This window comes from Streptomyces sp. NPDC015127 (genome assembly GCF_043080095.1).
In the GTDB taxonomy this organism is placed as follows: domain Bacteria; phylum Actinomycetota; class Actinomycetes; order Streptomycetales; family Streptomycetaceae; genus Streptomyces.
In genome coordinates this window covers 1-20661 of record NZ_JBIBVE010000023.1, presented here as the reverse complement: position 1 = coordinate 20661, position 20661 = coordinate 1, and the positions used below count along the sequence as shown (strand labels likewise).

Sequence of the window (20661 nt, the reverse complement as noted above, 5' to 3'; positions counted from 1 at the left end):
GGGCGAGCGACGCTTCGACGCCGTCTAATGCACAAGGAGAATTGCCATACGGCTCAGTCTAACGGGGCGTGGCAAGTGCTTTTCGGCCGCGGCGAGGCCCGCGGCCGTTCGGCTGAGCCTGCGGGAACGGTGTTGACGGGCGGGCGGCTGCGGGCCGGGATTGTCGGTGGGCGGTGCCAGACTGAGACGCAGATCACCATCCTGTCGTCGAGCGAGTGAGGAGTGATCGGGATGACGCAGTCGCCGAGCATCTGTCCCACACTGGTCTACACGGACGCCAAGGCCGCGATCAGACAGCTCACCGAGGCTTTCGGCTTCACCGAACACGCGGTGTACGAGGACGAGGACGGCGGGGTGCTGCACGCCGAGCTGACGTACGGCAACGGCATGGTGATGCTGGGCAGCAGGGGCACCGGGAGCGAGTTCGACAAGCTGATGCAGGGCGCCGGGCCCGCGGGGGTCTTCGTGCATGTCGACGACGTGGACGCGCACCACGGCACGGCGGTGGAGCACGGCGCGGAGATCGTGATGCCGCCGACCGACCAGGACTACGGGGCCCGGGACTACATGGCCCGCGACGTCGAGGGCAACATCTGGAGCTTCGGTACGTACACACCGGGGGCGGCGGAGTCGTAGCGCTGCGCCGCCCCCGGTGGGTGCGTGTGCTGTCTGTCAGGCGCCGCCGGTGTGCACCTGGAAGGCCGCGCGCCGGACCGCCTTGGCCAGGGCCGGGTCGGGGTGCGCGGCGGCGAGGGCGACGAGGACCTGGACCGTACGGGGGTGGCCGCCGGCCCGGACCGCCTCGATGAGCGCCGGGACCGTGCCCTGCACCGCGGAATCGAGGTGGCGCAGCAGGAGTTGGGGCTCACCGTGGTCCGCGACGGCGGCCGCGGTGTCGACCCAGAGCCAGGTGGCCTCCTCGCGGGTGAGGACGTCGGCGGCGTCCTCGGGGTCGGCGCCCTCGTACTCGGCGAGCCACAGCAGGGCGTAGGGGCGCAGGGACGGTTCGGCGGCGGCCGCGCGCACCTCGGGCTCGGCGGGGGCGCCGACGACGCGCAGCGCCTCGAAGGCGAGTCCGCGCAGCAGGGCGTCCTCGCCGCGTGCGACGGAGAGGAGTTCACCGACGGCGCTGGAGACGGTGCGGGCGGCGAGCCAGGCCCGGTACTCGGCACGTGCGGGCCCGGGGGTGAGGCGGGCGCACCCGCGGAGCATGTCCTCGGCGGACTGCTCGATGTTGCCCGCGGGGCTCTGGGCGGCGACGCAGATCTGTTCGAGTTTGACCCACACCGCCCAGTTGCCGAGGGGGGTGAGCGTGGCCTGGCCGTGCTCGAGGGTCAGCGCGCCGACGGCGGCGAGCCCTTCGAGGGCCCAGTCGAGCAGCACGGAGAGGGGGACGTCGCCTTCGGGGGCCGCGGCGCCCGGCTCGGCGGCCGTGGGCTGCGTCTCGCCGCGGGGGCCGTAGGGGACCTCGCAGCGCTCCTCGCGCAGTTCGGCGACGCGCTGCTGGAGCAGATCGAGCAGGGCCGGTACGAGCACCGGGCCGGCCGAGAGCTGAAGGAGGGAGAGCACCTGGGGCACGGCCTCGACGACCTCGGCCACGACGGTGGGTGCGACGTCCTCGGGGGCGGGATGCGCGAGGGACCAGGCGTCGAAGAGGGCGACCCAGCCGCGCAGCACGGCCATGTCGTCACGGTCCCAGGCACGCAGCCGCCAGCCGGGGCGTGCGGTGCCGTCGTGCAGCTCGACCAGGCCGGCGAGGCGGGCCCGGTCCCAGCCCGCGCGGACCTGGTCCGGCGTCAGGTCCAGTGCGGCAGCGGCCTGTTCCCGCGCGCCCACGGTCGGCGGGACGGTGGCCGGGCCGCTGCCGAAGGGGCCTTCCGGCATTGACGGGGCGGCTCCCGCGGCTGCCCAGCGGGCGATGCGTACCGCGTCGGCGAGGACCGCGCGGGCCTGTCGGGCCAGCTCGGCGGGGGCGGGCGTGCCCTCCGGCGGACGGGGCGCCGGACGGGTGCGCCGGGTCGTCACGGCCCGTCGTGCGGTGGCCAGGGATCGCGGGCGGACAAGACGGAGTCTGGAGTTGCGCGCCAATTGCTCATCAGGCTTTCGGGACGTCACGGGGAGCAGTCTTCCCGCTGACGGCCCGAAAGCCCAAACGGAAGGCAGGAGACCGCACCGGACACGCCTCCCGCCTGCGGTTACATGAGAGGAGTGAGGAAGCGGCGGAGGGTTTCCTCGTACGCCGTGGGGTCGGCGTTCCACATCGCCGCGTGCGGGGCGCCGGGGACGGTCTGCAGGCTGACCAGGCTCGGGCGCTCGGCCGCGAGCCGGCGCGAGTCCTGCCAGGGAGCGATGGTGTCGTCCGGCCCGTGGAAGATCAGCATCGGGACGCGGACGGCCGACGGGTCGGCGGCCTCGGCGAGCCGGTCGCCGTGCGGGCCGGTGCGGCCGAGCGCGGCGCGCACGGCGAGGGGCATCAGCGGGGCCGGGGTGCGCCGGGCGGCGGCCAGGGCGCGCAGGGTCGCCTCCCAGTCGAGGACCGGGGAGTCGAGCACGAGGCCGCTGATGCGGTCGCGCAGAGCGGAGTTGGCGGCGGCGCGCAGCGCCATCGAGGCGCCGGTGGACCAGCCGTGGACGATGACGCGTTCGGCGCCGTGCCGCAGGGCGTGCCGTACGGCCGCGTCCAGGTCGCGCCACTCCGAGTCACCGAGGTGGCTCAGGCCGTCCGGCGGCCGGGGAGCGCCCTCGTCTCCGCGGTAGGCGAGGTTCAGCACGGGGAACTGCTGGTCGCGCAGGAAGGGGAGCAGGTTCAGCGGGTGCTCCCTGGTCGTGCCGATGCCGTGGACCGTGATCACCCAGGTGGAGCGGGCGCCGGGTACGAACCAGGCGGGTATCGCGCCGAGTTCGCCGGGGACGAGGACGTCGGCGTACGGGATGCCGAGGGCGTCGGCCGGGTCGCCGCTGTGCACCTGCGGCGTGAAGCGGACCCGGCTGCCGGGCCGGAGGCCGCCTTCGCCGACGCGTTCCAGGCGGCGTACGACGGTGTCCGCGGAGTGTGTGACGCCGTCCAGGACGGGCCCGACGACGGCGTGGACGCCGGAGCCCTGCAGACCGTACGTCCCCCGTCGCAGGGAGGCGAGGCTGCGGGTGAGCGTCACGCGGCCGGGACCGGTCCCGTGCACGGTGAGTCTCGGGTCGCCCGGGAGGGGGCGGGTCGCCCCGAGGGCGGCGCTGCTCGCGTGGCGGCCGGCGGCGACCGTGGCCGCGCCGACGCCGATGAGTGTGGTGACGGCCGCTGCCGTCGCTGTAGCCGGGCGCACGGATCCAGTGTCGACGGGTGCGGGCGGGGGTGCCAGTGGGCGCGGCGGGTGGCTGCTCGCGCGGGGGCGTTTTCCCCCACCCCGCCCCTTCCCGTGACCGGGGCTTCGCCCCGGACCCCGGTGCGGCCGTGGGCCGTGTCCCCGGGCTTCGCCCGGGCCCCGACCGGGCTGCCATTGCCGCTGCGCGGCAACCGGCCTGCCGGCCCAGCGCGGCCACTCGCCGGCGTCCCGCCATGCCGCCCGGCTCACCGGACGCACGCACCACGAGAGCGCCGCGCACCTCCAGCCCCGCCGGCGATTCAGGCGCGGGGCTCGGGGCGGAGACCCGGTGTGGTCCGTCAGTGCCGGTGGGGCTGGCCGTAGGTGTGGAGCTGGGTCGCCGCCGCCGAGAGTTCCGCGGCGGAGAGGAGGCGGGGGGAGTGCGACGGGAGCGAGGACGCCGTCAGCCAGACCTGGCACATCCATTCCAGCTGGGCCGTGCGGTCGTACGCCTGGGCCAGGGTCGTGCCGTACGCGACGGTGCCGTGGTTCTGGAGGAGGCAGGCCGTGCGGTCGCGCAGCGCCGTGATCATGTTGCGGGCCAGCTCCGGCGTGCCGTACATAGCGTAGGGGGCCACCCGGACCGGGCCGCCGAGGGCTGCCGTCATGTAGTGGACCGGTGGCAGCTCGGGGACCAGTGTGGAGACGGCGGTGGCATGCACCGCGTGGGTGTGCACGACGGCCTCGGCCGGTGTGTTGCGGTACACCTCCAGGTGCAGCGGCAGCTCGCTGGTGGGGGCGAGCGTGCCGACGACCTGGTGGCCGTCGAGGTCGACGGCACAGGTGTCGTCAGGTCCGAGCCGGTCGTAGGGCACCCCGCTCGGGGTGACGAGCACGAGGTCGCCGACCCGTACGGAGACGTTGCCGGAGGTGCCGACCACGAGGCCCTCCGCCGCGGTTCTGCGGGCCGTCGCGACGACGTCCTGCCAGGCCCGTTCGATCGTGTCCTTCTCGGCGTGATCACTCATGCCGAGGATCCTGTCAGGAGTCCGATTCGGGGCGACAGACGACGGAGGGTGTTCGAGTGGATGCCGGCTGCTGTCATAACGCCCCGGACAGCCAAACGGAATGTCTCGTACCTACTTACGGACACCACAGAGCCCGACCCAGTTCATCTTCCGTTCACCCAGGTTGCCTACGGTCGGCGGGTCAATGACGTCAAACGATTGCCTGGGTAAATGGAACACATCACGCTGCTGCTCGCGATTGTGATCGTGACAGCTCTCGTGTTCGATTTCACGAACGGTTTCCACGACACCGCCAACGCGATGGCGACGACCATCTCGACCGGCGCTCTGAAGCCCAAGACCGCGGTGGCCATGTCCGCCGTTCTGAATCTCGTCGGCGCTTTCCTGTCCGTGGAGGTCGCGAAGACGATCTCCAGTGGCCTCGTCGACGAATCAGGCATCTCACCTGAAGTCATCTTCGCGGCGCTCGTCGGCGCCATCCTGTGGAACCTGATGACCTGGCTCATCGGTCTCCCCTCCAGCTCCTCGCACGCCCTGATGGGCGGCCTCATCGGCGCCACCGTCGCCTCCGTCGGTTTCGACGCGGTCAACGGCGGCGTCGTCGTCACCAAGGTGCTGATCCCCGCGGTCGCCGCGCCGCTCGTGGCCGGTCTGGCCGCGTTCCTCGCGTCCCGGCTGACGTACAAGATCGGCCGGAACGCCGACCCGAAGGCCACCGCCAAGGGCTACCGCGCCGGTCAGATCGCCTCCGCCGGCCTCGTCTCGCTGGCGCACGGCACCAACGACGCGCAGAAGACGATGGGCATCATCACCCTGGCCCTGGTCGCGGGGAACGTCATCGCCCCGGGTTCCAACCCTCCCCTGTGGGTCATCGTCTCCGCGGGTGTCGCCATCGCGCTCGGCACCTACCTCGGCGGCTGGCGCATCATCCGCACCATGGGCAAGGGCCTGACCGACCTCCAGCCGCAGCAGGGCTTCGCCGCCCAGACCGGCGCGGCGAGCGTCATCCTCGCCTCGTCCAACCTCGGCTTCTCCCTGTCGACCACCCACTCGTGCTCCGGCGCGGTGATGGGCGCGGGCCTCGGCCGCAAGGGCGGTGTGGTCCGCTGGTCGACCGCGACCCGGATGTTCGTCGCCTGGGGCCTGACCCTGCCGGCCGCCGGTCTGGTGGCCGCGGGCTCGGAGTTCGTCACCCAGCAGGGTGACTGGGGCGTCGCCGCCGTCGCCGTCTTCCTGGTCGCGGCCTGCACCGCGATCTGGTTCGTCTCCCGCCGCCAGGTCGTCGACCACACCAACGTCAACGACGTCGAGGACCAGGAGCCCGCCGGCGTCGTCACGACCGCCATCGCGGCCGTCACCCCGCCGCCCGCGGGCGACCTCAAGACCACCATCCCGGCCCCGGCCGAGCCCGAGCCGGTCCGTCCGGCCACGGTGTAAGGAATCATCAGCATGAAGATCGACTGGGCAGCTCTCGGCTCCGTGTTCGGCGTGAGCCTCTTCGCCACCGTCGCCCTGGTGGGCCTGTTCACCCTGGGCATCGTCGGCCTGACCAAGCACGAGGCGGCGACCGCGAACGGCGGGTCGGCCACGATGGTCCGCACCGGCGCCTACGCCTGCTTCGCCCTGTGCGCCGCGGCCGTGACGTACGGCATCTATCTGATCGTCAGCTGACTCCCGCTGACTGCTGTCGTCCGCCGACGACGGCGACCCGCCCGGAGCCGGGCCGGTGGCACCTCGCGTGCCTCCGGCCCGGCTTCGGCGCATCCGGGTGTGGGGCTTCGCACACTGTCCCGCCGCAGGTCAAGGGTGAGTTGACGGGCGTTCGCGGGGCGTGGTGGACTGCCGTGGCCATCTACGGCGGCAGAAGAGGAAGTCCGGTGCGAATCCGGCGCGGTCCCGCCACTGTCACCCGGACGAACACTCCGGGGAGCCAGGAACTCTCGCCGCCGGTCACGTCGAACCAGGGCGCGGACCCTGAGTGAGGACTCTCGCCATGCCTGGCTGCCGATCAGCGCTGTCCGCCGGACACCACTTCAGGGATCGCTGACCCCGTGCGTGCCGACCGGATATTCGTGTACGGCGCCACCGTCGGCCTCGTCGTCGACCGGCTCGTCGGCGACCCCCGCCGCGGACACCCCGTCGCCGCCTTCGGGCGTGCCGCGGCCGCCGTCGAGCGCCTGCTGTGGCGCGACGACCGGGGCCGGGGCGCCCTGCACACCGCTGTCTGCGCCGGCGGCGCCGTGGCTCTGGGCGCGCTCGCGTCCCGCGCCGTGCGCCGCTCCCCCGCCGCGTCCGTCGCCCTGACCGCCGCCGCCACCTGGGCGGTCGTCGGCGGCACGTCGCTGAGCCGGGAGGCGCGCCTCGTCGGCGAGGCGCTGGCCGCCGGCGACGTCGAGGCGGCCCGCGCGCGGCTCCCCCATCTGTGCGGGCGTGACCCGCAGTCCCTGGACGAACAGCAGATCGCCCGTGCCGTCGTCGAGTCGGTCGCCGAGAACACCTCGGACGCCGTCGTCGGCGCGCTGGTGTGGGGCGCGGTCGCGGGCGTGCCCGGTCTCGTCGGCTTCCGTGCGGTGAACACGCTCGACGCGATGGTCGGCCACAAGTCGCCGCGTCACCGTCGCTACGGCTGGGCATCGGCCCGTCTCGACGACGTGGCGGGCTGGCCCGGCGCACGGCTCACCGCCGTACTCGCCGCGATCGCCGGCCCCGACCCGCGGGGGGCGGTACGCGCGTGGCGTGCCGACGCGGCGAAGCACCCGAGCCCCAACGCGGGCCCGGTGGAGGCATCATTCGCCGGAGCGCTCGGGGTACGGCTGGGCGGGACCCTCTCGTACGGGGGCCGGGTCGAGCACCGGCCCGTGCTGGGCGGGGAGGGCCGGGCCGTGGAGTTCGGCGACATCGACCGGGCCGTGCGGCTGTCGCAGCGCATCGGCGTGCTGGCGCTCGTGGCGTGCGCGGGCGCGCGACTGGCCTTGGGGGCCATGAGGGGGAGGCGTACATGAGCGGCGGCGGACTGCTGGTCGCGGGGACCACGTCGGACGCGGGAAAGAGCGTCGTCACCGCCGGCATCTGCCGGTGGCTGGTGCGGCGCGGAGTGAAGGTCGCGCCCTTCAAGGGGCAGAACATGTCCCTGAACTCGTTCGTGACGCGCGAGGGCGCGGAGATCGGGCGGGCCCAGGCGATGCAGGCGCAGGCGGCCCGAGTGGAGCCGACCGCGCTCATGAACCCGGTGCTGCTCAAGCCCGGCGGCGACCGCTCCAGCCAGGTCGTCCTGATGGGCAGGCCCGTCGGCGAGATGAGCGCGCGGGGCTATCACGGGAACCGGCAGCGCGAGCTGTTCGAGCCGGTGATGGCGTGCCTGGAGGAGCTGCGGGGCACGTATGACGCCGTGATCTGCGAGGGGGCGGGCAGTCCGGCCGAGATCAACCTGCGGCGCACGGACATCGTGAACATGGGCATCGCGCGGGCCGGACGGCTGCCCGTGGTGGTGGTCGGGGACATCGACCGCGGCGGGGTGTTCGCGCAGTTCTTCGGGACGACGGCGCTGCTCGCGCCCGAGGACCAGGCACTCGTCGCCGGCTATCTCGTGAACAAGTTCCGCGGTGACGTGAGCCTGCTGGAGCCCGGGCTCGACATGCTGCGAGGGCTCACGGGGCGGCGGACGTTCGGCGTCCTGCCGTACGCGCACGGGCTCGGCATCGACGAGGAGGACGGCCTGAGGGTCTCCCTGCGCGGCGCGGTCCGGGAGTCGGTCGTCGCTCCGCCGGTCGGCGAGGACCTGCTGCGGGTCGCGGTGTGCGCGGTGCCGCTGATGTCGAACTTCACCGACGTGGACGCACTCGCCGCCGAACCGGGCGTCGTGGTCCGGTTCGTGGACCGGCCCGAGGAGCTGGCCGATGCCGACCTGGCGGTCGTCCCCGGCACGCGGGGCACGGTGAAGGCGCTGGCGTGGCTGCGGGAGCGCGGGCTGGCGCAGGCCCTGGTCCGCCGCGCGGCGGAGGGCAGGCCGGTGCTCGGCATCTGCGGCGGCTACCAGGCGCTGTCGGAGCGCATCGAGGACGAGGTCGAGTCGAAGGCGGGCGCGGTCGACGCGCTCGGGCTGCTGCCGGTACGCGTGCGGTTCGCGCGGGAGAAGACCCTTGCGCGCCCCGTCGGCGAGGCGCTCGGCGAGCGGGTGGAGGGGTACGAGATCCACCACGGCGTCGCCGAGGTGCTGGGCGGGGAGGGGTTCATCTCTGATGACAAGGGACACAGCCTGGACGGCTGCCGGGTCGGGTCCGTGTGGGGCACGCACTGGCACGGCTCGCTGGAGAGCGACGGCTTCCGCCGGGCGTTCCTGCGGGAGGTCGCCGCGCAGGCGGGCCGCCGGTTCGTGCCGGCGCCGGACACGAGCTTCGGCACGCTGCGCGAGGAGCAGCTGGACCGGCTCGGCGATCTGATCGAGGAGCACGCGGACACGGACGCGCTGCTGCGGCTGATCGAACAGGGCCCGCCGGCCGGACTGCCGTTCGTCCCACCGGGTGCGCCGTGAACGCGGGTGGCGCCTGCGGTGCGCTTGTTCCCTGCCCCTCCCCCTACGCCTGGCGGCGTGGGGGGACCCCCACCTCCCGAACCGGGGCCCCGCCCCGGACCCCGTTTCGGGGGCTCTGCCCCCGTACCCCCGCGCCTCAATCGCCGGCGAGGCTCCCTCTGCCCGGCCCCAGCCAAGGAGTGATCGACGGATGAGCACCTCCTATCCGTTCACCGCGGTCGTCGGGATGGACGATCTGCGGCTGGCGCTGCTGCTCAACGCGGTCAGTCCGGCGGTCGGCGGCGTGCTCGTGCGCGGGGAGAAAGGGACCGCCAAGTCGACTGCGGTCCGTGCGCTCGCGTCGCTCCTGCCGGACGTCGACGTCGTCGCCGGATGCCGTTTCTCCTGCGCGCCCGCGGCGCCGGACCCGGCCTGCCCGGACGGGACGCATGAGGACGACTCGGGGACGCGGCGCCCCGCGCGCATGGTCGAACTGCCCGTCGGCGCCTCCGAGGACCGGCTCGTCGGCGCACTCGACATCGAACGGGCCCTCGCCGAGGGCGTGAAGGCCTTCGAGCCGGGACTGCTCGCCGACGCGCACCGCGGGATCCTGTACGTCGACGAGGTGAATCTGCTCCACGACCACCTGATCGACCTGCTGCTGGACGCGGCCGCCATGGGCGCCTCGTACGTCGAGCGCGAAGGCGTCTCCGTACGGCACGCCTCGCGCTTCCTGCTCGTCGGCACGATGAACCCCGAAGAGGGCGAACTGCGGCCGCAGTTGCTGGACCGCTTCGGCCTCACGGTGGAGGTCGCCGCCTCCCGGGACCCGGACCAGCGGGTGGAAGTCGTACGGCGCAGGCTGGCGTACGACGACGACCCTGCGGGTTTCACTGCCCGCTGGGCGGACGAGGAGACGGCGCTGCGGGAGCGTGTCGTGGCGGCGCGGGAGCTGCTGCCGCGCGTGGTCCTGGGCGACGCGGTGCTGCGTCAGATCGCGGCCACGTGCGCGGCGTTCGAGGTGGACGGCATGCGCGCGGACATCGTGATGGCGCGCACCGCGACGGCCCTGGCGGCCTGGGCGGGGCGCGACGAGGTCACCACCGACGATGTGCGCCAGGCCGCGCTGCTCGCACTGCCGCACCGCCGGCGGCGCAATCCCTTCGACGCTCCGGGCCTCGACGAGGACAAGCTCGACGAGACCCTGGAGCAGTTCCGCGACGACGAGCCCGACCCTGACCCCGACCCGGACCCGGACCCCGGCTCCGGTCCTGACGGCGGCGGCCCCGGCGGCGGGGTGCCCCCTCAGGGCCAGGGCCCGGACGCGCCGTCCGAGCCGGCCGAGGCGGACCCGCAGCCCGCACCGGCCCCCGGTGCCGGACGCGGTGAGCAGCAGCCCGTACGGGCCTCCGAGCCGTTCCGCACCAAGACGCTCAGTGTGCCCGGGCTCGGTGAGGGCGCGGCGGGCCGCAGGTCCCGGGCGCGGACCGAGCACGGGCGGACGACCGGGTCCCGGCGCCCCCGGGGCACGCTCACGAAACTGCACCTCACTGCCACTGTGCAGGCCGCGGCGCCCCATCAGCGCGCTCGCGGACGCAGCGGTCCCGGCCTGGTGGTGCGCCGCGACGATCTGCGGCAGGCGACCCGCGAGGGACGTGAGGGGAACCTCGTGCTGTTCGCGGTGGACGCCTCGGGCTCCATGGCGGCCCGGCAGCGGATGAGCGCGGTCAAGGGCGCGGTCCTGTCTCTGCTGCTCGACGCCTACCAGCGGCGTGACAAGGTCGGCCTGATCACGTTCCGCGGGAAGGACGCGGAGCTGGTGCTGCCGCCCACGTCGTCGGTGGACGCGGCCGCGGCCCGGCTGGAGCAGCTGCCGACGGGCGGGCGTACGCCGCTGGCTGCGGGCCTGCTGAAGGCGCACGAGGTGCTGCGCGTCGAGCGCCTGCGCGACCCCTCGCGCCGCCCGCTGCTCGTCGTGGTGACGGACGGCCGCGCCACGGCACGGGGTGCGGGCGACGCGTTCGCGCTCGCGCTGCGCGCCGCGCGGCTGCACGCCGCCGAGGGCACGGCATCGGTCGTCGTGGACTGCGAGTCCGGATACGTACGGCTCGGTCTGGCCGGCACCCTCGCCGGCGAACTCGGCGGCACCGCCGTCACGCTCGACGAACTGCGCGCCGACTCGATCGCCGGGCTCGTCAAGGACGTTCGCAACGTACACGCCATCAGCAGAAGGGCCGCGTAAATGCCGCAGGGACAGCCGTCCGTCGTACCGGACGACGGACTCACCACCCGTCAGCGCCGCAACCGTCCGCTCGTTTTCGTCCACACGGGCATCGGCAAGGGCAAGTCGACCGCCGCGTTCGGACTCGCGCTGCGGGCCTGGAACCAGGGCTGGCCGGTGGGGGTCTTCCAGTTCGTGAAGTCGGCCAAGTGGAAGGTCGGCGAGGAGAACGCGCTCAAGGTGCTCGGTGCGAGCGGCGAGGGCGGCACGGTCGCCTGGCACAAGATGGGCGAGGGCTGGTCGTGGATCCAGCGCCCCACCGCCGAGGGCGAGCTGTCCAACGAGGACAAGGCCCGCGAGGGCTGGGAGCAGGTCAAGCGGGATCTGGCCGCGCAGACGTACAAGCTGTACGTGCTCGACGAGTTCGCCTACCCGATGCACTGGGGCTGGATCGACACGGACGAGGTCGTCGAGGTGCTGCGCGAGCGGCCCGGCACCCAGCACGTGGTGATCACCGGCCGCAACGCCCCGCAGAAGCTGATCGACTTCGCCGATCTGGTGACCGACATGTCGAAGGTCAAGCACCCGATGGACGTCGGGCAGAAGGGCCAGCGGGGCATCGAGTGGTAGCACGTCTCGTCATCGCCGCGCCGTCCTCCGGCGCGGGCAAGACCACGGTGGCGACGGGGCTGATGGCCGCGTTTGCCGACCGTGGTCTCGCGGTCTCGCCGCACAAGGTCGGCCCGGACTACATCGACCCCGGCTACCACGCGCTGGCCACCGGGCGGCCGGGGCGCAACCTCGACGCGTACCTGTGCGGCACGGAGCTGATCGCACCGCTCTTCGCGCACGGCGCGCGCGGCTGCGAACTGGCCGTCGTCGAAGGCGTGATGGGCCTGTACGACGGCGCCGCGGGCCAGGGCGAACTGGCGTCGACGGCACAGGTCGCGAAGCTGCTGCGGGCACCCGTGGTGCTGGTGGTGGACGCGTCGTCGCAGTCGCGGTCGGTGGCGGCGCTGGTGCACGGGTTCGCGTCGTGGGACCCGGAGGTGCGGATCGGCGGCGTGATCCTGAACAAGGTCGCCACCGACCGGCACGAGCGCCTGCTGCGGGAGGCGCTGGAGGAGTCGGGCGTGCCGGTGCTGGGCGTGCTCCGGCGGGCGCCTGCGGTGGAGACGCCGTCGCGGCATCTCGGGCTGGTGCCGGTGGCCGAGCGGCAGGCCGAGGCCGTCGATGCCGTGCGGGCGCAGGCGGAGCAGGTGCGGGAGGGGTGCGATCTGGATGCGTTGCTGGCGTTGGCGCGCAGCGCGCCGGGGTTGGCCGACGCTCCGTGGGAGCCTGAGGTCGCAGGGCGGCCGTCCGCCGGTGGGCGGGTTGTGCCCACCGGTTCCGCCTCAGCGGAACGAATGCCCACAACGAGGCCGGTCGTCGCGGTCGCGGGCGGGGCCGCGTTCACCTTCTCGTATGCCGAGCATGTCGAACTGCTGAGGGCCGCCGGGGCCCAGGTGGTCGCCTTCGATCCGCTGCGGGACGAGCAGCTCCCCGACGGGACCGCCGGGCTTGTCATCGGCGGCGGCTTTCCGGAGGTGTACGCGCCCGAGCTGTCCGCGAACGAGTCGCTGCGCAAGGCCGTCGCCGAGCTGGCGCGGTCGGGCGCGCCGGTCGCCGCCGAGTGCGCCGGGCTGCTGTACCTGGCGCGTTCGCTGGACGGGAAGCCCATGTGCGGGGTGCTGGACGCGGACGCCCGCATGACGGGGCGGCTCACACTCGGCTACCGGGAGGCCGTCGCCGTGGGCGACAGCCCGCTGGCCGCGGCCGGGACGCGGATGCGCGGCCACGAGTTCCACCGCACGGTGCTGGAGCCTGGGGCCGGGGCCACGCCCGCGTGGGGCATGGTGCGTCCGGAGCGCCGGGTCGAGGGCTTTGTGCACCAGGGGGTGCATGCCAGCTATCTGCACACGCACTGGGCGTCGCGGCCCGAGGTCGCCGCCCGGTTCGTCGAGGCGTGCCGGGCATGACGCGGGCGGGGTCATTCGGCGATGCCGACCACCAGCCAGATGAAGCCCACGCCGCCGATCGTGCACAACAGCGTGGAGCGGGCGGGGTGTTCGTGGTGCGCCTCGGGCAGGATCTCGGCCGCCGCGAGGTAGAGCAGCGCACCGCCGAAGAACCCGAGGTAGCTGCCGAGAAGTTCCTCAGGAAGAGTGAACAGCAGGGTGGACGCGGCGCCGAGTACGGGCGCGAGCGCGTCGGCGACCAGCATGGCGACCGCCTTGCGGCGTGTGTTCCCGTACAGGCTGGTGATCGTGTACGTGTTGAAGCCGTCGGCGAAGTCGTGGGTGATGACGGCGAGCGCGACGGTGGCGCCCATGCCGCCGCCGACCTGGAAGGCGGCGCCCAGGGCGATGCCGTCCATGAGGCTGTGGGTGACCATCGCCGCGGCGGCCGTCATGCCCACCTGCGGTACGCGGCGTTCGCCGCCGTGCGCGGCCTGCCGTACGGCCAGCAGCCGTTCCACGCAGTGGGCCGCGAGGAAGCCGCCGGCGAACAGCAGCAGCGCCTGCGGTACGCCGAACACCGGCCGGCCCGCCGCCTCCGTCGACTCGGGCAGCAGGTCGAGTCCGACCACGCCGAGCATGAGGCCGCCCGCGAGGCCGAGCACGAGGTGGCGGCGGTCGGTGACGCGGTGCGCCATCCAGCCGCCGAACAGCGTCATCAGGAACGCGCCGAGCGCGACGAACACCGCCATGCGCCTTTGCTAGCCCATGAGTCCGCCCCCGCGCACATCGCCGCCGCACCGGATTGACCCGCTTGCCCGCCTGCCGCCACGACTTGGAGGAGTGCTCCATGACCGGTCCGCCCGCTCTCGTCGTCGGAGTCGGAGCGTCGAGGGGCGTGCCGGTCGACGAGGTCGTGGAACTCGTCCTGGCGGCGCTGCGCGAGGCCGGCCTGGCGGCGGCCGACGTGGTGGAAGTCGCCACACTCGACGTGCGGGCCGGTGAGCCGGGGATCGTGGGCCTGGCCGGGCGGCTGGGCGTTCCCCTGGTGGCGTACTCCGCCGCGCGGCTGGCCACGGTCCCGGTCCCCGGCCCCTCCGCGGCGGCGCTGGCGGCGGTGGGGACGCCGTCGGTCGCCGAGGCGGCGGCGCTGGCGGGCGGCGGCCAACTGCTGGTGCCCAAGCGCCGGTCGAGTCCCGCCGGGCGACCCGCGGGTGTGACATGCGCCATCGTGCGCAGGCCCACGCGTACGTCCCCGGCATCTGCCGGGAACCGGCGGCAGGAGACATGATGACCGTCGTGCGTTCTTCCACCCCCCACTCATCGAGGAGACCCCAGTGATCCGTCTTCCCGTACCGCTGCGCGGCGGCCATGTACACGCGCACTGACGACCGGGGCCATCCCGAGCACCCCGAGCGCTCCGAACCGTCCGGCGGGCACGACCTGCGGCACCACGGGGACGCGGAGGTCCGGGACGGCGGCACCGGCCTGGTCGACCTCGCGGTCAACGTCCGTACCGGCACGCCTCCGCAGTGGCTGCGGGAGTGCGTCGCCGCGTCGATCGGCTCACTCGCGGCCTATCCCGACGGGCGCGCTGCCCGGGCCGCCGTCGCGGCTCGGCACGGGCTGCCGGTGGAGCGGGTGCTGCTGACGGCGGGCGCGGCGGAGGCGTTCGTGCTGCTCGCGCGGGCGCTGCCGGTGCGCAGGCCGGTCGTCGTGCACCCGCAGTTCACGGAGCCGGAGGCGGCGCTGCGGGACGCGGGCCACGACGTGGGGCGCGTGCTGCTGCGGGAGGAGGACGGCTTCCGGCTGGATCCGAAGGCGGTGCCGGAGTCGGCGGACCTGGTCGTGATCGGTAATCCGACCAATCCGACGTCCGTCCTGCATCCGGCCTCGCGGATCGCCGAACTGGCGCGTCCCGGGCGGCTGCTGGTCGTGGACGAGGCGTTCATGGACGCGGTGCCCGGCGAGGTGGAGGCGCTCGCGGGGCGCACCGACGTACCCGGTCTCGTCGTGCTGCGCAGTCTCACCAAGACGTGGGGGCTCGCGGGTCTGCGGATCGGCTATGTGCTGGCGGAGCCGGAGACCGTCGCCGCGCTGGAGCGGGCCCAGCCGCTGTGGCCGGTGTCCACGCCCGCGCTGGCCGCGGCGGAAGCATGCATGGGGGATGCCGCGCTGGCGGAGGCCGAGGAGGCGGCGCGCCGGATAGCCGCGGACCGCGCCCATCTGCTGGCGGGTCTGGCGGAGTTCGACGAGGTACGGGCCGTGGAGAGCGCCGAGGGCCCGTTCGTGCTCGTACGGGTCCGGCGGGCGCGAGAGGTGCGGGAGAGGCTGCGGGGACTGGGCTTCGCCGTCCGGCGCGGGGACACGTTCCCGGGGCTCGACGGCGACTGGCTGCGGCTCGCGGTGCGGGACCGGGTGACGACGAATCGTTTCCTGCAGGCGCTGGACCAGGCCCTGGTCATGGTGGGCTGACGGGACGGCGCGCGCGGGGGCGCAGAGGCGCGTGCAGGGCTCGCGCGCTGTGCCTCGTACGGGCACGCACGGCTCGCGCGCCGCGGCCGGGCCGGTGCGCCCACACCGTCCCGGCGCAACGCGCCACCTGCGCGGCGCGCGCAGGGGCGCGTGTGCGGCCCGGCGCCCCGGACCGGGCGCATCCCGCCGGACGCGCCACGTGCGCCGCTCGCGCGCCGCGGCCGGGCCGATGGGCCCACACCGTCCCGGCGCAACGCGCCACGGCCGGTGCGCCGGCGGTCCCCCCGGACGCGCCACGTGCGCGGCGCGCTCGCCGCGGCCGGGCCCCTCCCCCTCGGTGGGGCCCGGCCGGGTCGGACGGGTCAGCTCCGCGAGCCGGAGCGGCGGCGCGTGACGACGATCGCGGCCGCGCCGACGGCGAGCAGCAGTCCGGCGCCGCCCGCGAGGTACGGGGTGGCGGCACTGCCGCCGGTCTCCGCCAGATTCTCTTCCGGCGCCTGCCCGGACTGGGGCGCGACGTTCTTGGCCGGGGCCTTCGACGGCTGCTCGGCCGGCTTCTTCGGGGCGTCGGGCGCTTCGCAGGCCGCCTCGGCGAGCGTGACCTCGCCGGTGACCTCGGCGACGTTGAGATCGAGGGGGTTGACCGACACCGTGAGCCGCAGGGCCGTCGCCGCGGCCGTACGGGACGTGGTCTGCGTCTTCGACAGGTCGAGGGCGACCTCGCCGACGCCGGGCACCTCGACGCGGGTCGGTCCGCCCGCCGCGAGCGTCACCTTCTTGCCGAGCACCCTGACGTGGCCGAGCACATTGGAGGTGGCGACCGGTTTCCTGCCCGCCGCGCACACGGCCTCGGAGGTGACCTTCTCGACCTCGACGAGCGACAGCAGGGGCAGTCCGGGCACATGAACCCGGGCGCGTGCCAGGTTGCTGTACGCCGCGGCCCGTCCGTCCTCGACGGTGGCCCTCGCCGTGGCCGCGTCGGCGCGCAGCACCTGGAACGGCCGTCCCCCGTCGACGCCGTCGACGCGCACGCTCAGCGCGGTCTTCTCGGCACTGCCGGGTGCCCGCACCTCGTTGAGGGTGGCTTTGAGCGGGACGTGGACGGTCTTGTCGAGCAGGGAGACGTCGAGGCCGGTACGGAGAACGACCGCGTTCGCCTTTCCGCCGCCGCCGGTGGCGTGCGCGGGCGTCGCGAGGGCCAGCGGGACGGCGGCCAGTGCGGCGGCGGCCGTCGCCGCCGCGGCCTTGCGTGCGGGCACACGGGCGGGCAGGCGGAAGGTGTTGCTGTTCACGGTGGTGGAACCCCCACAGGAGACATGGCGTCGCCCGCCGCCCACGGGGACACGTGGACGGCGGGGACGAAGACACCCGCATCTTTACGCACGGAGAGTGAACTGGCAGACACCTGAAGTGAGTTCACCCTAAAGTGAGGTTTCCGCGCCCACATTCGATTCCCGAGGCACGGGTGTTCCTCTCGGTCCCACCCGTCACCGCCCGCGAGTGGTGCGCCGGTCCGCTGGGCAGGCGCATGGGAAAGGTGCTTCAACGACGGACGGCACCGCCGGGTCACGCTCGGTCAACACGCCGCCCGGTCAACCTCACGACCGGGCCTACTACATGGCGTGGGGGTCCCCCGGCGAAGCCAGGGGGAGAACCGAGCCTCAAAAAATCAGCCGACGACCCGCCCGTTGAGCACCACCCGCCGCGGTCCCGCGAGCACCCGGACATCGGCCCGCGGGTCCTCCTCGTACACGACCAGGTCCGCCGGGGCGCCCTCCTCCAGCACCGGACGGCCGAGCCACTGCCGCGCACCCCAGGTGGTCGCCGACAGCGCCCGGACCGGCGGGATACCGGCCTTCACCAGTTCGGCGACCTCGTCGGCGACCAGGCCGTGCGCCAGCGAGCCGCCCGCGTCCGTGCCGACGAAGACGGGGATGCCCGCGTCGTAGGCGGCGCGCACGGTGTCGTACCGGCGCTCGTGCAGCCTGCGCATATGGGCCGACCAGCGCGGGAACCTGCTCTCGCCGCCGGCCGCGAGCGACGGGAACGTGGCGATGTTGACCAGCGTCGGGACGATCGCGACGCCGCGCTCGGCGAACAGCGGGATGGTGTCCTCGGTGAGCCCCGTCGCGTGCTCGATGCAGTCGATGCCGGCCTCGACCAGGTCGCGCAGCGAGTCCTCGGCGAAGCAGTGGGCGGTCACGCGCGCGCCCAGCCGGTGCGCCTCGGCGATCGCCGCCTCCACCGCGTCGCGCGGCCAGCAGGCGGTCAGGTCGCCGGCGTCGCGGTCGATCCAGTCGCCGACGAGCTTGACCCAGCCGTCGCCGCGCCGGGCCTCCTGGGCGACGTAGGCGACGAGGTCGTGGGGCTCGATCTCGTGGGCGTAGTTGCGGATGTAGCGGCGGGTGCGGGCGATGTGCCGACCCGCCCTGATGATCTTCGGCAGGTCGTCGCGGTCGTCGATCCAGCGGGTGTCCGACGGGGACCCGGCGTCGCGCAGCAGCAGGGTGCCCGCGTCGCGGTCGGTGAGTGCCTGCTTCTCACTGGTCGCGGCGTCGACCGGCCCCTGGTGGTCGAGCCCGACATGGCAGTGGGCATCGACGAGTCCTGGCAGGGCCCAGCCGTGCACGGTGACCGCCTCGGCACGGGGTCGGTCGTAGGTGATGCGGCCGTCCACCACCCACACCTCGTCCCGTACGTCCTCGGGTCCGACGAGCACCCGCCCCTTCACGTGCAGCACCGTGTCATCGCTCATGCACTGCACTGTACGAGGCGCACAAAGGCGGGCGCCCGGGGCCTCGGTAGGCTCGGCCCGAGGCCCGGACACCGGGCCGGCACCGCTGATCGAAGAGAGCTCGCCGTGACACACCCTCTGCTGGACCTGGCCCCGCTGACCGCCGCGCACTTCGCCTCCATCGAGCGCAGGGTCGCCGCGCTGCTGGGCACCGGCCAGGACGTCGTGATCATGCAGGGCGAGGCGCTCCTCCCGCTGGAGGGCTGCATCCGCGGCGGCGCGCGGGCGGGCTCGACGGCACTGAACGTGGTGACCGGCCCCTACGGGCAGACCTTCGGCAACTGGCTGCGGGACTGCGGGGCCCTTGTCGTCGACCTCGAAGTGCCGTTCCACACCGCCGTGACGCCGGAGCAGGTGGCCGAGGCGCTGGCGGCGCACCCGGAGATCGACTTCGTCTCGCTGGTGCACGCCGAGGCCGCGACCGGCAACACGAACCCCGTCGCGGAGATCGGCGATGTGGTCCGGGCGCACGGCGCACTGTTCATGCTGGACGCGGTCGCCTCGGTGGGCGCCGAGCCGCTGCTGCCGGACGCCTGGGGCGTGGACCTGTGCGTGATCGGCGCGCAGAAGGCGATGGGCGGCCCGGCGGGCGTGTCCGCGGTGTCGGTGAGCGAGCGCGCCTGGGAGCGCATGGCCGCGAATCCGGGGGCGCCCCGGCGTTCGTACCTGTCGCTGCTGGACTGGAAGGAGCGCTGGATCGACGGGGGCCGCAGGACCTTGCTGCACGCGCCCGCCCAGCTGGAGATGCTGGCGCTCGAGGCGTGTGTCGAGCGCATCGAGGCCGAGGGACTGGGCGCGGTGACGGCGCGCCACGCGTCGGCCGCCGCGGCCACGCGCGCGGGTGCGCTGGCGCTCGGCGGCGGCCTTTCGCCGTACGTCCACGAGGCGAGGGACGCGGCTCCGGTGGCGACGACGCTGCGTGTCCCGGACGGGGTGGACGCGCGCGACCTGGTGGCGGCGGCGCTCGCCGCCGACCCCTCGCTGCCGCTGATCGCGGGTGGCGGGGCGCTGGCGAAGGAGATGATCCGGGTCAACCACTACGGCGTGGACGCGACGCGCGGTGTCGTGCAGTCGTCGCTCGCGGCGCTCGGCGCGGCGCTGGCCGAGCAGGGCCGCCAGGTGGACCTGGAAGGTGCGCGGCGGGCGGCCGGCGAGAGCTGGTAGCACCTTCCCGCTCCTCTTCGCGCAAAACAAATACACAGCAGAGTCCATAAATGCGGGGAGCAAATTCGAGTAAACAGCTCCCCGCATTCTGCTGCCCCCGATCTCCGGGCCTAAACACATGGATTCCGATCGATCCCCGGAAGCGATTCAACCGGGTGTCAACGCCGTTACGGACATGTGACCGACCCCACAGTGAAGTCGATTTGCCCCCATAAATACGGGCAAAACAGCGCGATCGCCCGGCGAACGGCCAGGCGGCTCGCGCCCGCGCGATAACACAGAAGGTCTCCCGACCCAACCCCTTCGCCCGATGCAATCTCGAAATTTGCTCGGTAAATTCAATTCGCATGACCGCCGCACAAGAAGACCTTGTACGAGCCCGAGAAGGATTCACCGATACTCCGGACTTCCTGGAGATCGACACCCCACGAGTGGAGGACGGAGCCGCGATCTGGCGCATCGCCCGCGACTCCGAGGTCCTGGACCTCAACTCCTCGTACAGCTACCTGCTGTGGTGTCGCGACTTCGCGGCCACCTCTGTCGTGGCACGCGGCCCCGGCGGCGAGCCGATCGCCTTCGTCACCGGCTACGTACGGCCCGACCGCCCGGAGGCACTGGTCGTCTGGCAGGTCGCCGTCGACAGCGAGCACCGCGGCCGGGGGCTGGCCGGCATCCTGCTGGACGCCCTGACGGCCAAGGTCACCAGCGGCCGCGGGGTGCGCGAGGTCGAAACGACGATCACGCCGGACAACACGGCGTCCGACCGGCTCTTCACCTCCTACGCCCGGCGCCACGACGCGCCGCTGCGCCGCGAAGTCCTCTTCGACGGCGGCCTGTTCCCCGAGGGAACGCACCAGCCGGAAGTGCTCTACCGCATCGGCCCTCTCGCCGCCTGACCCCCACCCCCATGGAGACTGCTGTGACCATCACCCCGCCCGCCCTGAGCGTCTTCCAGACCCTCGAGTCCGAGGTGCGCAGCTACTGCCGCGGCTGGCCCGCCGTGTTCGACCGCGCGCAGGGCAGCTACCTGCACGACGAGGACGGCCACACCTACCTGGACTTCTTCGCCGGCGCCGGATCGCTCAACTACGGGCACAACAACCCTGTCCTGAAACGGGCGTTGATCGACTACATCGAGCGTGACGGCATCACGCACGGCCTGGACATGGCGACCAC

The 20661-nt window shown here is 73.5% G+C and carries 18 protein-coding genes, 1 pseudogene and 1 riboswitch; of the genes and pseudogenes, 13 read left to right on the top strand and 6 right to left on the bottom strand.

The genetic code is table 11. The features are described from left to right. Positions 1 to 231 precede the first annotated feature (231 nt). On the top strand, positions 232 to 636 hold the full coding sequence (locus tag ACF08N_RS32845) for a VOC family protein (protein ID WP_392328370.1): 405 nt from the start codon (positions 232 to 234) through the stop codon (positions 634 to 636). Positions 637 to 672: 36 nt separating this feature from the next. Here ACF08N_RS32845 and ACF08N_RS32840 read toward each other — a convergent pair whose 3' ends face one another. The 3 genes from ACF08N_RS32840 to ACF08N_RS32830 form a co-directional block, all read right to left on the bottom strand. Further along, on the bottom strand, positions 673 to 2115 hold the full coding sequence (locus ACF08N_RS32840) for a hypothetical protein (protein ID WP_392328369.1): 1443 nt from the start codon (positions 2113 to 2115) through the stop codon (positions 673 to 675). Positions 2116 to 2195: 80 nt separating this feature from the next. Next, positions 2196 to 3317 carry an alpha/beta hydrolase gene (locus ACF08N_RS32835; RefSeq protein ID WP_392328368.1) on the bottom strand — a complete coding sequence of 374 codons (1122 nt, stop codon included), beginning with the start codon at positions 3315 to 3317 and terminating at the stop codon, positions 2196 to 2198. Positions 3318 to 3655: 338 nt separating this feature from the next. Next, positions 3656 to 4324: a class II aldolase/adducin family protein gene (locus ACF08N_RS32830; RefSeq protein WP_392328367.1), complete on the bottom strand. Its 669-nt coding sequence runs from the start codon at positions 4322 to 4324 to the stop codon at positions 3656 to 3658. Positions 4325 to 4534: 210 nt separating this feature from the next. On the opposite strand from ACF08N_RS32830, the gene ACF08N_RS32825 reads away from it, so the two are divergent. From ACF08N_RS32825 to ACF08N_RS32795, 7 genes are all read left to right on the top strand, one after another. Then, on the top strand, positions 4535 to 5761 hold the full coding sequence (locus ACF08N_RS32825) for an anion permease (protein ID WP_392328366.1): 1227 nt from the start codon (positions 4535 to 4537) through the stop codon (positions 5759 to 5761). A gap of 12 nt (positions 5762 to 5773) precedes the next feature. Continuing rightward, positions 5774 to 5995: a hypothetical protein gene (locus tag ACF08N_RS32820; protein ID WP_392328365.1), complete on the top strand. Its 222-nt coding sequence runs from the start codon at positions 5774 to 5776 to the stop codon at positions 5993 to 5995. 155 nt (positions 5996 to 6150) lie between these two features. Further along, a riboswitch (cobalamin riboswitch) is annotated at positions 6151 to 6286 on the top strand. A gap of 89 nt (positions 6287 to 6375) precedes the next feature. After that, a complete protein-coding gene (locus ACF08N_RS32815) occupies positions 6376 to 7326 on the top strand; it encodes a cobalamin biosynthesis protein (protein WP_392328364.1) in 951 nt (316 codons plus the stop codon). Next, complete coding sequence (locus ACF08N_RS32810) at positions 7323 to 8855, top strand: cobyric acid synthase (protein WP_392328363.1); 1533 nt, start codon at positions 7323 to 7325, stop codon at positions 8853 to 8855. The genes ACF08N_RS32815 and ACF08N_RS32810 overlap by 4 nt, the downstream gene beginning before the upstream one ends. 190 nt (positions 8856 to 9045) lie before the next feature. Further along, positions 9046 to 11076: a putative cobaltochelatase gene (locus ACF08N_RS32805; protein ID WP_392328362.1), complete on the top strand. Its 2031-nt coding sequence runs from the start codon at positions 9046 to 9048 to the stop codon at positions 11074 to 11076. After that, on the top strand, positions 11077 to 11685 hold the full coding sequence (gene cobO / locus ACF08N_RS32800; protein WP_392328361.1) for a cob(I)yrinic acid a,c-diamide adenosyltransferase: 609 nt from the start codon (positions 11077 to 11079) through the stop codon (positions 11683 to 11685). Further along, positions 11679 to 13073, top strand: a complete 1395-nt coding sequence (locus ACF08N_RS32795) for a cobyrinate a,c-diamide synthase (protein WP_392328360.1) — start codon at positions 11679 to 11681, stop codon at positions 13071 to 13073. Before cobO ends, ACF08N_RS32795 begins: the two co-directional genes overlap by 7 nt. An 11-nt stretch (positions 13074 to 13084) precedes the next feature. Here the strand turns inward: ACF08N_RS32795 and ACF08N_RS32790 are convergent, their stop codons facing one another. Continuing rightward, on the bottom strand, positions 13085 to 13804 hold the full coding sequence (locus ACF08N_RS32790; RefSeq protein WP_392328359.1) for a ZIP family metal transporter: 720 nt from the start codon (positions 13802 to 13804) through the stop codon (positions 13085 to 13087). Between the two features lie 107 nt (positions 13805 to 13911). Here ACF08N_RS32790 and ACF08N_RS32785 point away from each other — a divergent pair. Together ACF08N_RS32785 and cobC are read left to right on the top strand one after the other, a co-directional pair. Then, a pseudogene (locus tag ACF08N_RS32785) lies at positions 13912 to 14322 on the top strand (cobalamin biosynthesis protein); the annotation flags it as partial. 101 nt (positions 14323 to 14423) lie between these two features. Further along, positions 14424 to 15527, top strand: coding sequence for an Rv2231c family pyridoxal phosphate-dependent protein CobC (gene cobC, locus ACF08N_RS32780; protein ID WP_392328358.1), 1104 nt, complete (start codon positions 14424 to 14426; stop codon positions 15525 to 15527). Between the two features lie 362 nt (positions 15528 to 15889). On the opposite strand, the gene ACF08N_RS32775 is transcribed toward cobC, so the two are convergent. Beyond that, positions 15890 to 16819 (bottom strand): SCO1860 family LAETG-anchored protein, encoded by a 930-nt coding sequence (locus ACF08N_RS32775; RefSeq protein WP_392328357.1) that lies wholly within the window; start codon positions 16817 to 16819, stop codon positions 15890 to 15892. Between the two features lie 377 nt (positions 16820 to 17196). Continuing rightward, positions 17197 to 18282 carry an amidohydrolase family protein gene (locus tag ACF08N_RS32770; RefSeq protein WP_392328356.1) on the bottom strand — a complete coding sequence of 362 codons (1086 nt, stop codon included), beginning with the start codon at positions 18280 to 18282 and terminating at the stop codon, positions 17197 to 17199. Positions 18283 to 18387: 105 nt separating this feature from the next. On the opposite strand from ACF08N_RS32770, the gene ACF08N_RS32765 reads away from it, so the two are divergent. From ACF08N_RS32765 to ACF08N_RS32755, 3 genes are all read left to right on the top strand, one after another. Then, positions 18388 to 19485 (top strand): pyridoxal-phosphate-dependent aminotransferase family protein, encoded by a 1098-nt coding sequence (locus tag ACF08N_RS32765; protein WP_392328355.1) that lies wholly within the window; start codon positions 18388 to 18390, stop codon positions 19483 to 19485. 347 nt (positions 19486 to 19832) lie between these two features. Then, a complete protein-coding gene (ectA, locus tag ACF08N_RS32760; protein WP_392328354.1) occupies positions 19833 to 20381 on the top strand; it encodes a diaminobutyrate acetyltransferase in 549 nt (182 codons plus the stop codon). A 23-nt stretch (positions 20382 to 20404) separates the two neighbouring features. Further along, the coding region (locus tag ACF08N_RS32755) for an aminotransferase class III-fold pyridoxal phosphate-dependent enzyme (protein WP_392328353.1) at positions 20405 to 20661 on the top strand (257 nt) is incomplete at its 3' end.

What these genes read in the sequence shown, in the direction of transcription:
- ACF08N_RS32845 (WP_392328370.1), top strand. Translation starts at nt 232, where the DNA reads ATGACGCAGTCGCCGAGCATCTGTCCCACACTGGTCTACACGGACGCC.
- ACF08N_RS32830 (WP_392328367.1), bottom strand. Translation starts at nt 4,324, where the DNA reads ATGAGTGATCACGCCGAGAAGGACACGATCGAACGGGCCTGGCAGGAC.
- ACF08N_RS32825 (WP_392328366.1), top strand. Translation starts at nt 4,535, where the DNA reads ATGGAACACATCACGCTGCTGCTCGCGATTGTGATCGTGACAGCTCTC.
- ACF08N_RS32820 (WP_392328365.1), top strand. Translation starts at nt 5,774, where the DNA reads ATGAAGATCGACTGGGCAGCTCTCGGCTCCGTGTTCGGCGTGAGCCTC.
- ACF08N_RS32810 (WP_392328363.1), top strand. Translation starts at nt 7,323, where the DNA reads ATGAGCGGCGGCGGACTGCTGGTCGCGGGGACCACGTCGGACGCGGGA.
- ACF08N_RS32805 (WP_392328362.1), top strand. Translation starts at nt 9,046, where the DNA reads ATGAGCACCTCCTATCCGTTCACCGCGGTCGTCGGGATGGACGATCTG.
- cobO (WP_392328361.1), top strand. Translation starts at nt 11,077, where the DNA reads ATGCCGCAGGGACAGCCGTCCGTCGTACCGGACGACGGACTCACCACC.
- ACF08N_RS32790 (WP_392328359.1), bottom strand. Translation starts at nt 13,804, where the DNA reads ATGGCGGTGTTCGTCGCGCTCGGCGCGTTCCTGATGACGCTGTTCGGC.
- cobC (WP_392328358.1), top strand. Translation starts at nt 14,424, where the DNA reads ATGTACACGCGCACTGACGACCGGGGCCATCCCGAGCACCCCGAGCGC.
- ACF08N_RS32770 (WP_392328356.1), bottom strand. Translation starts at nt 18,282, where the DNA reads ATGAGCGATGACACGGTGCTGCACGTGAAGGGGCGGGTGCTCGTCGGA.
- ectA (WP_392328354.1), top strand. Translation starts at nt 19,833, where the DNA reads ATGACCGCCGCACAAGAAGACCTTGTACGAGCCCGAGAAGGATTCACC.